The 12,406-nt window shown below is 61.9% G+C and carries 12 protein-coding genes; 7 read left to right on the top strand and 5 right to left on the bottom strand.

The annotated features are described in order from the left end of the window. The first annotated feature begins 102 nt into the window (after positions 1-102). From HKK52_RS08695 to ycaC, 6 genes are all read left to right on the top strand, one after another. The gene (locus HKK52_RS08695; protein ID WP_169370479.1) at positions 103-1,086 is read left to right on the top strand and encodes an MBL fold metallo-hydrolase; all 984 of its coding nucleotides are present in this window, start codon (positions 103-105) and stop codon (positions 1,084-1,086) included. 46 nt (positions 1,087-1,132) lie between these two features. Beyond that, on the top strand, positions 1,133-2,056 hold the full coding sequence (locus tag HKK52_RS08690) for a LysR family transcriptional regulator (RefSeq protein WP_123406592.1): 924 nt from the start codon (positions 1,133-1,135) through the stop codon (positions 2,054-2,056). Positions 2,057-2,352: 296 nt separating this feature from the next. Next, positions 2,353-2,769, top strand: a complete 417-nt coding sequence (locus tag HKK52_RS08685) for a DoxX family protein (protein ID WP_169370478.1) — start codon at positions 2,353-2,355, stop codon at positions 2,767-2,769. After that, the gene (locus HKK52_RS08680) at positions 2,762-3,373 is read left to right on the top strand and encodes an antibiotic biosynthesis monooxygenase (RefSeq protein WP_169370477.1); all 612 of its coding nucleotides are present in this window, start codon (positions 2,762-2,764) and stop codon (positions 3,371-3,373) included. The genes HKK52_RS08685 and HKK52_RS08680 overlap by 8 nt, the downstream gene beginning before the upstream one ends. Next, positions 3,373-5,211: an amidohydrolase gene (locus HKK52_RS08675; protein WP_169370476.1), complete on the top strand. Its 1,839-nt coding sequence runs from the start codon at positions 3,373-3,375 to the stop codon at positions 5,209-5,211. Before HKK52_RS08680 ends, HKK52_RS08675 begins: the two co-directional genes overlap by 1 nt. Before the next feature lie 65 nt (positions 5,212-5,276). Further along, a complete protein-coding gene (gene ycaC / locus HKK52_RS08670; RefSeq protein ID WP_133837047.1) occupies positions 5,277-5,903 on the top strand; it encodes an isochorismate family cysteine hydrolase YcaC in 627 nt (208 codons plus the stop codon). A 235-nt stretch (positions 5,904-6,138) separates the two neighbouring features. On the opposite strand, the gene HKK52_RS08665 is transcribed toward ycaC, so the two are convergent. Beyond that, on the bottom strand, positions 6,139-7,566 hold the full coding sequence (locus HKK52_RS08665; protein ID WP_169370475.1) for a mechanosensitive ion channel family protein: 1,428 nt from the start codon (positions 7,564-7,566) through the stop codon (positions 6,139-6,141). A gap of 196 nt (positions 7,567-7,762) precedes the next feature. After that, positions 7,763-8,782 (bottom strand): alpha/beta hydrolase, encoded by a 1,020-nt coding sequence (locus HKK52_RS08660; protein ID WP_169370474.1) that lies wholly within the window; start codon positions 8,780-8,782, stop codon positions 7,763-7,765. A gap of 147 nt (positions 8,783-8,929) precedes the next feature. On the opposite strand from HKK52_RS08660, the gene HKK52_RS08655 reads away from it, so the two are divergent. Then, positions 8,930-9,820 carry a LysR family transcriptional regulator gene (locus HKK52_RS08655; protein WP_169370473.1) on the top strand — a complete coding sequence of 297 codons (891 nt, stop codon included), beginning with the start codon at positions 8,930-8,932 and terminating at the stop codon, positions 9,818-9,820. A gap of 103 nt (positions 9,821-9,923) precedes the next feature. Here the strand turns inward: HKK52_RS08655 and HKK52_RS08650 are convergent, their stop codons facing one another. From HKK52_RS08650 to gspG, 3 genes are all read right to left on the bottom strand, one after another. Further along, complete coding sequence (locus HKK52_RS08650; RefSeq protein ID WP_169370472.1) at positions 9,924-10,478, bottom strand: hypothetical protein; 555 nt, start codon at positions 10,476-10,478, stop codon at positions 9,924-9,926. A 113-nt stretch (positions 10,479-10,591) separates the two neighbouring features. Beyond that, on the bottom strand, positions 10,592-11,779 hold the full coding sequence (locus HKK52_RS08645; protein ID WP_169370471.1) for a type II secretion system F family protein: 1,188 nt from the start codon (positions 11,777-11,779) through the stop codon (positions 10,592-10,594). 14 nt (positions 11,780-11,793) lie between these two features. Then, complete coding sequence (gene gspG / locus HKK52_RS08640; RefSeq protein WP_169370470.1) at positions 11,794-12,228, bottom strand: type II secretion system major pseudopilin GspG; 435 nt, start codon at positions 12,226-12,228, stop codon at positions 11,794-11,796. Between the last annotated feature and the right edge of the window lie 178 nt (positions 12,229-12,406).

Here is a 12,406-nt window from a genome sequence, read left to right as displayed (position 1 = left end):
ACTCAGCACATCGCTGCAAGTGCGCAGGGGCAGGGCAGGTCAAAATGAATGACGTATGGCGCGGCCGGGGATGGCCGCTTTTCTCAGATCAAAGGTGAAGGCATGAAGCATTCTGTGGTTGGCACACTGGGCCTGGCGGTTGCGCTGGCGTCCGGGATTTCGATGGCAGCGGCACCGGCGCAGGTCGGCACGCAGGTGCCCGGTTACTACCGGTTGGCGGTGGGGGATTACGAAGTGACGGCGCTGTTCGACGGCTACAACGACCTGTCGCCGAAACTGCTCAAGGGCCTGACCCAGAGCCAGATCCGTGCACTGCTGGCCCGGCGCTCGATTGAAACACCGGGGGTGCAAACCGCGTTCAACGCGTTTCTGGTCAACACCGGCAAGCATTTGATCCTGGTCGATACCGGGGCAGGGCAGTGCATCGGTGCCACGGCCGGTATGCTCTCGGACAACATGAAAGCCGCCGGTTATCAGCCGGACCAGGTTGACGCCATCCTGCTGACCCACCTGCACCTGGATCACGTCTGCGGTCTGGTCGACGCCGAGCAAAAACCGGTTTTCGCCAACGCCACGGTCTACGCCGCCAAGGCCGAAGCCGATTACTGGCTCGATCCACAGGCCATCGCCAAGGCGCCGGAAGGGGCCAAGCCGTACTTCAAAATCGCCCAGGATTCGACCGCGCCGTACGTCGCGGCGGGCCGCTTCAAGACCTTCGACGCCGGTCAGTCGCCGGTGCCGGGTGTCCAGGCCACGCTAGAGGCCGGGCACACGCCGGGCAGCACCACCTATCGTTTTACTTCCCAGGGCCAGAGCATTCTGTTCATGGGTGACCTGGTGCATAACCTGGCGGTGCAATTTCTCCATCCCGAAGTGTCGATCGGTTTTGACGTCAACAGTCAGCAGGCGATCGAGAGCCGCAACAAGGTCTTCACCGATGCTGCGATCAGCAAAACCTGGGTCACCGCCGCGCACTTGCCGTTCCCGGGCATTGGTCATATCGCCGCCGAGGGCAAGCATTTCCAGTGGGTGCCGGTGGAGTACGGGCCGTACAAACGAGCGGCGAAAGTGCCGTTGATCGAGTAGAGTTCGACAGACCGTGCCTGGCTGACAACCCAAATGGATTGCCCTTATGAACCGTAACGATCTGCGCCGCGTCGACATGAACCTGCTGGTGATTTTCGAAGCCCTGATGTTCGAAAAGAACCTGACCCGGGTCGCCGAAAAACTGTTCATGGGCCAACCGGCGGTCAGCGCCGCGTTGGGCCGTTTGCGTGATCTGTTCGACGATCCGTTGCTGCTGCGCAACGGTCGCGGCATGGAACCGACGGCGCGGGCATTGGCGATTCTCAAGGAACTGCAACCGGCGATGGACGTGATCTCCGGCGCGGTCAGCCGCGCCAAGGAATTCGAGCCGGCCAGCAGCTGCGATGTGTTTCGCATCGGGCTGTCGGACGATGCCGAATTTGGTTTGTTTCCGCCGTTGCTGAGTCAGTTGCGGGAGGAGGCGCCGGGGATCATCGTCGTCGTGCGCCGCGCCAATTACCTGCTGATGCCGGCATTGCTGGCGTCCGGGGAAATCTCCGTGGGCGTGAGCTACACCACCGATTTGCCGGCCAATGCCAAGCGCAAGAAACTGCGGGATATTCCCTGCAAGGTGTTGCGTGGGGACAAACGGCCTGGCCCGCTGACCCTGGATGAATACTGCGAACGGCCCCATGCGATGGTGTCGTTCTCGGGTGACCTGAGCGGCAACATCGATCTCGACCTGGCCAAGATCGGCCGTTCCCGCCGCGTGGTGCTGGGCGTGCCGCAATTCAGCGGTTTACGTGCGTTACTGGCCGGGACCGAAATGATCGCGACCGTGCCGGATTACGCCGCCTGCGCCCTGGTCGAAGGCTGTGCGCTGCGCGCCGAAGACCCACCGTTTGAAATCGAGGCGGCACAGTTATCGATGGCCTGGAGCGGCGTGCACGACAACGACCCGGCAGAGAAATGGCTGCGCTCACGCATCAGCCAATTCATGTCCGAACCGCTCAACATCCCGACCCCCTAACCCCAGACAAACACACATGATCATTCCCACGCTCCCGCGTGGGAATGCCTCCACCGACGCTCTGCGTTCGGCGCTGGATGGGACGCGGAGCGTCCCGGGCTGCATTCCCACGCAGAGCGTGGGAACGATCAATCCGCCATCGTGAGCAAGCTTTGCTCCTACAGGGTTGTGTGGTGGTTGGGGGGCAGCCGCAAAAAGAGCACGTACATCCAATTTTCTCCGTCCTCCCCCCGGCACTATCAACTCAAGTGCCGGCGAAGCCATGCCGGTGATTTTTTCACAGGGGCGCGCAGGCGATGAACGCATCGGCATGGGATGAACGGGCTCGGGACTTCGGGCTGTTGTTTTTGCGGGTCAGCGGCGGACTGTTTTTGCTGTGGGTGCACGGCTTGCCCAAGCTGCTGCACTTCAGCACCGAAGTGCAGAACATCGAAGACCCGTTCCACCTGGGCGCCAACCTGACGTTGATCCTGGCGATTTTCGCCGAGGTGCTGTGCCCGCTGCTGATCATCGCCGGGGTGCTGGTGCGTTTGGCGTGTTTGCCTATTCTGTTTCTGCTGCTGGTGGCGTTGGTGGTCGTGCATCCGCAATGGAGCCTGTTTGAAGGGCAGTTCGGCTGGCTGCTGTTGATTGTGTTCACCAGCATCCTCATCGCCGGGCCGGGACGGCTGGCGCTCAATGAACGTTTCGCCGGAGTCCTTCGTTATGCCTGATGCCAACCACGCCGCCGCTGCAAAACCGGGTTTCGATGAGATCGTGACCCTGATCATCAAGCACCGGGTCAAGGCCGGGTTCGAAGTGCCCTACGAAGCCTGGTTGCGCAACATCGTGACGATTGCCGGGCAGCAGGAAGGGCACTTGGGCGTGGACGTGATGCGCGGCAAAAACGCCGGCCTCGACATGTACACCTGTGTGCTGCGCTTCTGTTCCACCGAGGCGATGCAGCATTGGCTGGATTCGCCGCAACGGCTTGAGCTGGTCAACGAAGCCACACCGATGCTGGCCGACGGCGACCAGACCGAGGTCAACCCGGTCAACGAGTTCTGGTTCGCGCCAACGGTCGACGCCGCGTCGCCACCGCCACCGCGCTGGAAGCAGGCCGTGGTGACGTTGCTGGTGATTTTGCCGCACACCTTGCTGGTGCCGATGCTCTGGGGGCCGCTGCTCAAGCTGCACCCGATCCTGTCCAACTACGTGGTCGCCACGTTCCTGATCACCGTGACCATCGTGGTCTCGGTGGTGTACCTGTTCATGCCAAGGGCGACCCGATTGTTCGCGCCCTGGTTGTCTCACTCCACTGCGAAGAAGGAACCGTGATGAACGCCGATCTGATTCTGTTCAATGGCCAATTCCATACCGTTGACCGCGAAAACCCGCTGGCCAGCGCCGTGGCGATCAAGGACGGGCGCTTTGTTGCGGTCGGTAACGACGGCGAAGCCATGGCCCTGCGCGGTTCGGGCACCCAGGTCATCGACCTCAAGGGCCGCTGCGTCATTCCCGGCCTCAACGACTCGCACTTGCACCTGATCCGTGGCGGCTTGAACTACAACCTCGAACTGCGCTGGGAAGGCGTGCCGTCGTTGGTCGATGCCCTGCGCATGCTCAAGGACCAGGCCGACCGCACCCCAACACCGCAATGGGTGCGCGTAGTCGGTGGCTGGAACGAATTCCAGTTCGCCGAAAAACGCATGCCGACCCTGGAAGAACTTAACCAGGCCGCGCCGGATACGCCAGTCTTCGTGCTGCACCTCTACGACCGTGCCTTGCTCAACCGTGCTGCACTGCGCGTCGCCGGTTACACCCGCGATACGCCGAACCCACCGGGTGGCGAAATCGTCCGGGATGCCAATGGCAATCCGACCGGCATGCTGGTGGCGCGCCCGAACGCGATGATTCTCTACTCGACGCTGGCCAAAGGGCCGAAGTTGCCGCTGGAATACCAAGTCAACTCGACCCGTCAGTTCATGCGTGAACTCAATCGCCTGGGCCTGACCAGTGCCATCGATGCCGGCGGCGGTTTCCAGAATTACCCGGACGACTACCAGGTGATCGAGCAGTTGGCCAAGGATCAGCAACTGACGATCCGCATCGCCTATAACCTGTTCACCCAGAAGCCGAAAGAAGAACTCAGCGACTTCAAGAACTGGACGTCGAGCGTGACCCTGCACCAGGGCGACGACTACCTGCGGCACAATGGCGCTGGCGAGATGCTGGTGTTCTCGGCGGCGGATTTCGAGGACTTCCTCGAACCGCGCCCGGACCTGCCGCAAACCATGGAAGACGAACTGGAACCGGTGGTACGCCACCTGGTCGAGCAGCGCTGGCCATTCCGTTTGCACGCGACCTACAACGAATCCATCAGCCGCATGCTCGACGTGTTCGAGAAGGTCAACCGTGACATTCCGTTCAACGGCTTGCCGTGGTTTTTCGACCACGCCGAAACCATCACCCCGCAGAACATCGAGCGGGTGAGGGCGCTGGGCGGTGGCATTGCGATCCAGGACCGCATGGCGTTCCAGGGCGAGTATTTCGTCGAGCGTTACGGCGCCAAAGCCGCCGAAGCCACGCCGCCGATCAAGCGCATGTTGGCCGAGGGAATACCGGTCGGCGCCGGCACCGACGCCACCCGGGTGTCGAGCTACAATCCTTGGACCTCGCTGTACTGGATGGTCAGCGGCCGTACCGTCGGCGGTCTGGAGCTGCATGCCGAAGGCCTGTCGCGGTTGACCGCGCTGGAGCTGTTCACCCACGGCAGCGCCTGGTTCTCGTCCGAACAGGGCAAGAAAGGCCAGATCAAGGTTGGTCAATTGGCCGACGTCGCCGCCCTCAGCGCCGATTTTTTCAGCGTCGATGAAGAGGCGATCAAATGGATCGAGTCCGTGTTGACGGTGGTCGGCGGCAAGGTCGTGTACGCCGCCGGTGACTTCGAAAAACTCGGCCCGGCCAGCGTGCCGGTGCTGCCGGACTGGTCGCCGGTGGTGAAAGTCCCCGGCCACTGGCGTCCGACGTCGCCGATGCAGGCTCAGGTTCACCATTGCAGCGGGCCGTGCGGCGTGCATTCCCACAGCCACGAAAAGGCGCGCCTGTCGAATGCGCCGGTCAGCGATTTTGCGGGTTTCTGGGGCGCCTTCGGCTGCTCGTGCTTTGCCTTCTGACGATCAAAAAAGCGCCGGCCTGGTGCCGGCGTCATCAGCACCATCCCACTACCGAGGAGTTTCACATGAGCAACGTTCCGTACAAACGCCTGAACAAAGACGATGCCGTTGTACTGTTGGTTGACCACCAGACCGGCCTGATTTCGCTGGTGCAGGATTTCTCGCCCAACGAGTTCAAGAACAACGTGCTGGCCCTCGCGGACCTGGCCAAGTTCTTCAAACTGCCAACCATCCTTACCACCAGCTTCGAAAACGGCCCGAACGGCCCGATGGTGCCGGAGCTCAAGGAACTGTTCCCGGACGCGCCGTACATCCCGCGTCCAGGCCAGATCAACGCCTGGGACAACGAAGACTTCGTCAAAGCCGTGAAAGCCACTGGCCGCAAGCAACTGATCATTGCCGGTGTGGTGACTGACGTCTGCGTGACCTTCCCGACCTTGTCGGCCCTGGCTGAAGGTTTTGAAGTGTTCGTGGTGACCGATGCTTCGGGCACCTTCAACGAAACCGTCCAGCAAGCCGCTTGGGCGCGCATGACCGCGGCTGGCGCACAACTGGTGAACTGGTTCTCGGTGGCCTGCGAGCTGCAAGGCGACTGGCGCAACGACATGGAAGGCCTGGCGAACCTGCTGTCGCCGCGCATTCCGAACTATCGCAACTTGATGAACAGCTATTCGGCGTTGGCTGCCAAATAAGTCTCGTCGCGCTCAAAAATGCCCGCCAATGTGCGGGCATTTTCTTGCCTGACACAAACCCCGTGTAGCAGCTGTCGAGCATCGCGAGGCAGCGTTCGGCGGCGAAGCCGTCGCAAACTCAGACGCCGTGGTGTTTCAGGTAAAACGCGGTGGCAGGATTGACGACGGCTTCGCCGCCGAACGCTGCCTCGCGGTGCTCGACAGCTGCTACACAAGGCCCGGTTCGACCCGTGGATCAACGGTTTTGCAACCACCCCAGAAAACCTCCTTTCCTGACCGGAACCGGCGTAGCCATCAACGCCATCCGACTGTTCTGCTGCCGCACCGCCTGCAACTTGTTCAACGCCCGCCCAACCTCGCCACGCTGTGCCATGCAATCGCGGGTCAAAGACTTGTCGATCCGGTAAATGATGCACGACGTCAATGCGGTGAAGCAGGCCTGGGACGGTGCATCGGTGAGGATGCTCTGTTCGCCCATGACCTCACTCGGCCCCATGCGTCCGGCTTCGGTGTGCCCGGTGCCATCGGGCACGGTGGCGCTGACCACGCCAGTGGCAATCACGAACAGGCTGTCCGGCACTTCGTCCAATTCCAGCACCACCTGACCCGCCGCGTACTGCTGGGGCACCATCGCCTGGGCCAGTCGATCACGTTCATCCTCGTCCAGCGAACGAAAGATTTTCACTTCATCGAGCAACGCTCGCGCCCGGGTCGAAGGCTCGATCACGCCATCAAGTTGCCGGGAAATACCCGCCGCTTCCAGATGCCGATGGGCCAGGTCGAACAGTTGATTACGCACCTCGGCTTTTTTCCCAAGCTCGGCGATAAAACCGCTGGCCACGTATTCGGACATGGTTTCGCCAGCCTCTTTCAACACCGCTTTCGGCGCCGGATTCAGCAATAAGGTGCTGCTGCCTTGAAGCGTACGATCCAGCGCATCCAGCACCCGACGCGGGCGAATATGGTTGGGCACTTGAATGCTGATCGACACCCCGTGCAGGTTGTTCGGCCGGCTCAGGTTGACGATCTTCGCCTTGGCCGCGACCGAGTTCGGCACCACCGCCATGGTGCCGGCGCTGGTGAGCAGATGCGTGGCGCGCCAGTCGATGTCGAGCACCTTGCCTTCGACGCCGTCGATCACCACAAAATCATCCACCTGATACGGCTTGGTGGTGTTGAGCACGATCCCGGAAAACACATCGCTCAAGGTGCTTTGCAACGCCAGGCCGACCACGATCGCCACCACTCCGGACGTCGCCAGCAGACCTTTGACTGGCAACTCCAGCACATACCCGGCCGCCGCGACGATGGCCACCAGAAACACCAGCGCGCCAATGACATCCTGCAACAACCGTCCGCTATGACCGATGCGGCGCATCAGCACCAGGCCGATGACTTCGGTGAGCACCCGCGCGGCGTACAGCCACCAGACAATCCCCAATGCTGTGGCCCCGAGTTGTGCCACAGGGTCGTCGGCAAACACCGGCGCCTGGAGCGGGCTGACGCCAGCGTTGATGATCACCGCGCTGAAGATCAGAAACAGCGCCAGGCGCAGGCCGATGCGGGTGACGCGGTGCTTGAATGGCGCGAGGTGCCAGAGCAGGGCGTCGATCACCAGCAGCAGGGCGCTCCAGGACAGGGGGTGGTCGTAGATGAGGGACATGGGGGAACTCCGCTGAAAGTAAGATCGCATCCGCCCCCGTAGCAGCTGTCGAGCACCGCGAGGCAGCGTTCGGCAGCGAAGCCGTCGTCAATCCTGCCACCCCGGTTTACCTGATACACCGTGGTGTCTGATTTTACGACGGCTTCGCCGCCGAACGCTGCCTCGCGGTGCTCGGCAGCTGCTACAGGGATCTGCTTCAGTTCAAATGCGTCTTCAGTTCCAGTGCCGCCTGCCTGACCGCTGCTTTCACTTCCGGAATCTGACTCAGCGGATTCAACAGCCCGAAGTCATGAATCATCCCGTTATAACGCACCGCCGTCACCGGTACACCCGCCGCATCGAGGTGACGGGCATAGGCTTCGCCTTCATCACGCAACACGTCGAACTCGGCGGTCTGTACCAGCGCCGCCGGCAAGCCTTTGAGCTGTTCGGCACTGGCCTGCAACGGCGAGGCGTGGATCTGTGCCCGCTGGCCGGCGTCTTTGGTGTAGTTGTCCCAGAACCAATTCATCATGCCCTTGGTCAGGAAGTGCCCTTCGGCAAATTGCTGGTACGACCCTGTATCGAATTGCGCGTTGGTTACTGGCCACATCAACAACTGAAAGCGCAGCGCCGGGGTTTTCTGTTCCTTGGCCATCAACGCCACGACCGCTGCCATGTTGCCGCCGACGCTGTTGCCGGCCACCGCCAGGCGCTGGCCATCGACGCCGATTTCCTTGCCATGCTCAGCCACCCAACGGGTCGCGGCGTAGGCCTGGTTGATCGCGGTCGGGTACTGCGCTTCCGGTGATGGTGTGTAATCGACATACACCGCCACCGCGCCGGAGCCCATCACCAGGTCATGGATCAAGCGTTGATGAGTCGGGTAATCGCCCAGCACCCAGCCGCCACCGTGGAAGAACATGAACACCGGCAACTCACCTTTGACTTTGGCTGGGCGGACGATTTTCAGGTTGATGGTTTGCCCATCGACCTTGATCGCACGCTCGCTGACATCCACGCCCGACAAATCCACCTTCACCGAATTCTGCGCACCGGTCAGCACCGCACGGGCATCCTTGGGGCTCAGTTGTTCAAGGGGTTTGCCACCGCCAGCGGCGAGGGCTTCGAGGAAGGCTTGGGTGGTGTGTTCGACACCGGGGCTGCCCGCAGCGAATGCGTTGCCAACGGCGAGGGCGAGGAGGGAAGCGGTCAGGGTTTTCTTGACGATGTTCATGGCATAAATCCTTTTTAATTGTGTATTCGAATTCGGGTTCGGTTTCCGGAGCAGCGGCTGTTCGCTGCACCGTGGACACAGATTAATGGGGTGCCAGAAACGGAAAAAGCGGCTATAAAGTGTTTGACTGTCAACCAGGGCGTGACAATGAACCCGTTCGAAGATATGCGTATTTTTTGCCAGGTGATGGACTCCGGCAGCTTCACCGCCGCGGCGGATCAACTGGGCCTGTCCAAGCAGTTCGTCAGCCGTCGCTTGATGCAATTGGAGGAACGCCTCGGCGTGCGCCTGCTCAATCGTTCGACCCGGCGCCTGGACGTGACGCCCCTCGGCCAGAGTTATTACGAGTCCGCGTTGCGCCTGCTCAGCGAAGTCGAGCAAGTGGAGCAGGGCATCGCCGGCCAGACCACCGAGCCGCGCGGCACCATTCGTTTGAGCGCGCCGCTGTCGTTTGCGTTGGCGCATTTGGGGTGTTTGCTGCCGGTGTTTTTGCAGCGCTATCGCGACGTCACCGTCGAAGTGGACCTGAGTGACCGACCGGTGGATTTGCTCGGTGAGGGCTACGACCTGGCGTTGCGCATCGGCGTGCTGGAAGACTCGACCCTGATCGCCCGGCGCATCGCCTCGATCCAGCGCGTGTACTGCGCCAGCCCAGCGTACCTCGCCGAGCGCGGCACGCCGGCCAAACCCGAAGACCTGCTTAGCCATGATTGTTTGCCGTATGGCCACGGGCGTCAGGTGCAATGGCGTTTTGAAGGGCAGGGCAAGCCGCTGACCGTCAACGTCACCGGGCGGATGCGGGTCAACAACGGGGAATTGCTCAAGGACGCGGCGATTGCGGGGATGGGGATTACCTATCTACCGACGTTTATTGTCGGCGCGGCGCTGAAGGACGGGCGGTTGGTGCCGGTGCTGGAGGATTTTCGACCGGAGCCGCTGACGTTGTCGGCGGTGTACCCGCAGCATCGCCAAGGGTCGCGACCGGTGCAGGCGTTTATCGAGTTTTTGCGCGAGCGGCTGGATCAGCACCCATTGTAGGAGCGAAGCTTGCTCGCGAAAGCGGAGTGTCCTTCAACTTAAGTGCTGACTGACACTCCGCTTTCGCGAGCAAGCTTCGCTCCTACAGGGGGATTTATGATGATCAGTTGACCCGTTTGTCATCCCCCGGCTCGCCGCCGACGTGGACGCCACGGTCATCGGCTACTTCGCCCGCACGGTGGACGCCGTGGTCGTCACCCACTTCACCAGCGCGATGAACCCCATGATCGTCCCCTGGCTCCGCGTGGGTACCATTGCGCCCGGAGGATGCTGAATCCCCGGAGTGTCCGCTGCCGCTATGACCGCTGCCGCTTCCACCGTTGCCGCCACTGCCACTGCCGCCGTGACCGCTGCCGCTTCCACCGTTGCCGCCACCGCCACTGCCGCCGTGACCGCCACCATTGCCGCCGCCACCACCACTTCCTCCGCCGCCGCCACTGCCTCCGTGCCCACCGCCATTGCCGCCACCGCCACCGCCACCGCCACCGCTTCCGCCACCCCCACTTCCACCATGGCCACCCCCATTGCCGCCACCGCCACTACCCCCTTCCTTGGCTTGCGCGCTCGATACACCGGACAGGCTGTCCGGAATCAAAATGGTCGACGCCGACAGGACTGCGCCAATCGCTACTGCCAGTAAAAGCTTGTTGATGTGCATGTCGTTCTCCGTCTTCTTATTCAGATTGGAACGTGGATGAACAATGCAACGTGCTGCTTCATTCAATCGGTTAACACGGCAACCCACGGTTTTATTCAGTTGATTCGCGCGGATCAGTGAATGCTGGAGGCCAGTTCGAAGATCGGCATGTACATCAGGATCACGATGACGCCGATCAGCAGGCCGATGAAGGTCATCAGCAACGGTTCGAACAAGCGTACGAACCACTCGAGCCAGCGGCTGATTTCTTCGTCGTAGAAGTCGGCGCTGCGTTCCATCATTTGCCCCAGGTTGCCGGACTGTTCACCGGCGCGCAGCAGGCGCAGGGACACCGGGGTCACCAGGTGATTGAGTTCCAGCGCGGTGGACAGCGATTGCCCTTCGCGCACCCGTTCGCAGGCCTGGTCCAGGCGCAAACGCGAGGCGACGGTGAGCAGGCCGCGGACCATGCCCATCGCTGTGACGAGCGGGATGCCGCCTTGCAGCAGAATCCCCAGGGAACGATAAAAGCGCGCCAGTTCGTACATGAAGATCCGCTGATGCACCGCCGGGAGTTTTTCGATCAAGCGGTCCACGCCCCGACGAAAGGCCGGTTGGCGCTGGAGGAAGGCGAGGGCGACGATGATCGCCGCCAGCGTGCCGAAGAATTCAAGCTGATGCGTGTGGAGGAACATGCCGCTGCTCATCAGGATCTGCGACATCCACGGCAGGTTCGAGCCGAGGCCTTCGAACACCAGGCTGAAACGCGGCACCACGTAGCCCATCAGGAACAGCACCACGCCACCGCCGACAACCAGCAACAGCAGCGGGTAGATCGAGGCGCTGATGATCTTCTGCCGCACCTCGTCCATGCGCTGGCGATAGCTGACGTAACGGCCCAGCGCCTCGCCCACGGCGCCGGTCTTCTCGCTGGATTGCACCAGCGCCACGTACAGCGGCGGGAACACCGCCGATAACTGGGCCAACGCCTGGGAGAACGATTTGCCCTCGTACAGCAGGCGCACCAGTTCGCTCAAGGTTTTGCGGGCCTGGGGCGCGGATTCTTTTTCCGCCAGACTTTCCAGCGCATCGATCAACGGCAGGCCGGCGTTGAGCAGCGTGGTCAGTTCCTGGCTGAACAGCACCAGGTTAAACGTCTCGCGCTGGCGCAAGCGTAATGCGCGCCAGTGACGCTCGGCGTGCAGGCTGAGCACTCGCAAGCCCTGGTCTTCGACGATGCGTCGGGCCTCGCTGTGGCCGGGGGCTTCGACGGTCATCGAGACCACGCCAGCCTTGCCGACAGCCTTGAGATGAAAGCGCATGGGCGTCGCTCCGCTTATTGCCAGTTGGTGACTTCAGCGTTTTCGCCTTCGCCGCCGGGTTGCCCGTCCTTGCCCATCGACAGCAGGTCGTACTCGCTGTTTTCCCCGGGGTAGCGGTAGGCGTAGTTACGACCCCAAGGGTCCTGGGGCAGTTTTTTCTGCAGGTACGGGCCGGTCCAGCGGGTTTCATCGCTGGGCGCGATGACCAGCGCCTGCAAACCCTGTTCGGTGGACGGGTAGTGACCGACCTCCAATCGATACAGGTCCAGGGCCTTGCTCAAGCCTTCGATCTGCGCCTTGGCGACCTTCACTTCCGAGCGCCCCAACTGGGCGAAATACTTCGGCGCAACGATGCCGGCCAACAACCCCAGCACCACCAACACCACCAACAATTCGAGCAAGGTGAACCCGCGTTGAGGGCGCGGGGCGGAACACGGACGCTGATTCATGATGACCTCTATCCAGTGGGCAGCAGGGTCGCTGAAGGGCCTTATGCAATTGCCATGCTCACGCTTGGAGATACCGCTGAACCCCTTGTGATTCGGGCCCTGGCGCCGACGGCACAGTGCTTGCGTATGGCTGGTTGACTACCGGCCATTGGGGCATAAGCCCCGTTTTTCGGGGCCG

The organism is Pseudomonas sp. ADAK2 (assembly GCF_012935755.1).
Classification (GTDB): domain Bacteria; phylum Pseudomonadota; class Gammaproteobacteria; order Pseudomonadales; family Pseudomonadaceae; genus Aquipseudomonas.
The sequence above is the reverse complement of the archived record's forward strand: the minus strand, read 5'-3'. Positions and strand labels throughout refer to the sequence as shown.

Bases quoted from the DNA above. Each gene is read 5' to 3' on its own strand.
- HKK52_RS08650 (WP_169370472.1), bottom strand. From the start codon at position 10,478: ATGCACATCAACAAGCTTTTACTGGCAGTAGCGATTGGCGCAGTCCTG.
- HKK52_RS08665 (WP_169370475.1), bottom strand. From the start codon at position 7,566: ATGTCCCTCATCTACGACCACCCCCTGTCCTGGAGCGCCCTGCTGCTG.
- ycaC (WP_133837047.1), top strand. From the start codon at position 5,277: ATGAGCAACGTTCCGTACAAACGCCTGAACAAAGACGATGCCGTTGTA.
- HKK52_RS08685 (WP_169370478.1), top strand. From the start codon at position 2,353: ATGAACGCATCGGCATGGGATGAACGGGCTCGGGACTTCGGGCTGTTG.
- HKK52_RS08695 (WP_169370479.1), top strand. From the start codon at position 103: ATGAAGCATTCTGTGGTTGGCACACTGGGCCTGGCGGTTGCGCTGGCG.
- HKK52_RS08680 (WP_169370477.1), top strand. From the start codon at position 2,762: ATGCCTGATGCCAACCACGCCGCCGCTGCAAAACCGGGTTTCGATGAG.
- HKK52_RS08660 (WP_169370474.1), bottom strand. From the start codon at position 8,782: ATGAACATCGTCAAGAAAACCCTGACCGCTTCCCTCCTCGCCCTCGCC.
- HKK52_RS08645 (WP_169370471.1), bottom strand. From the start codon at position 11,779: ATGCGCTTTCATCTCAAGGCTGTCGGCAAGGCTGGCGTGGTCTCGATG.
- HKK52_RS08675 (WP_169370476.1), top strand. From the start codon at position 3,373: ATGAACGCCGATCTGATTCTGTTCAATGGCCAATTCCATACCGTTGAC.
- HKK52_RS08690 (WP_123406592.1), top strand. From the start codon at position 1,133: ATGAACCGTAACGATCTGCGCCGCGTCGACATGAACCTGCTGGTGATT.
- gspG (WP_169370470.1), bottom strand. From the start codon at position 12,228: ATGAATCAGCGTCCGTGTTCCGCCCCGCGCCCTCAACGCGGGTTCACC.
- HKK52_RS08655 (WP_169370473.1), top strand. From the start codon at position 8,930: ATGAACCCGTTCGAAGATATGCGTATTTTTTGCCAGGTGATGGACTCC.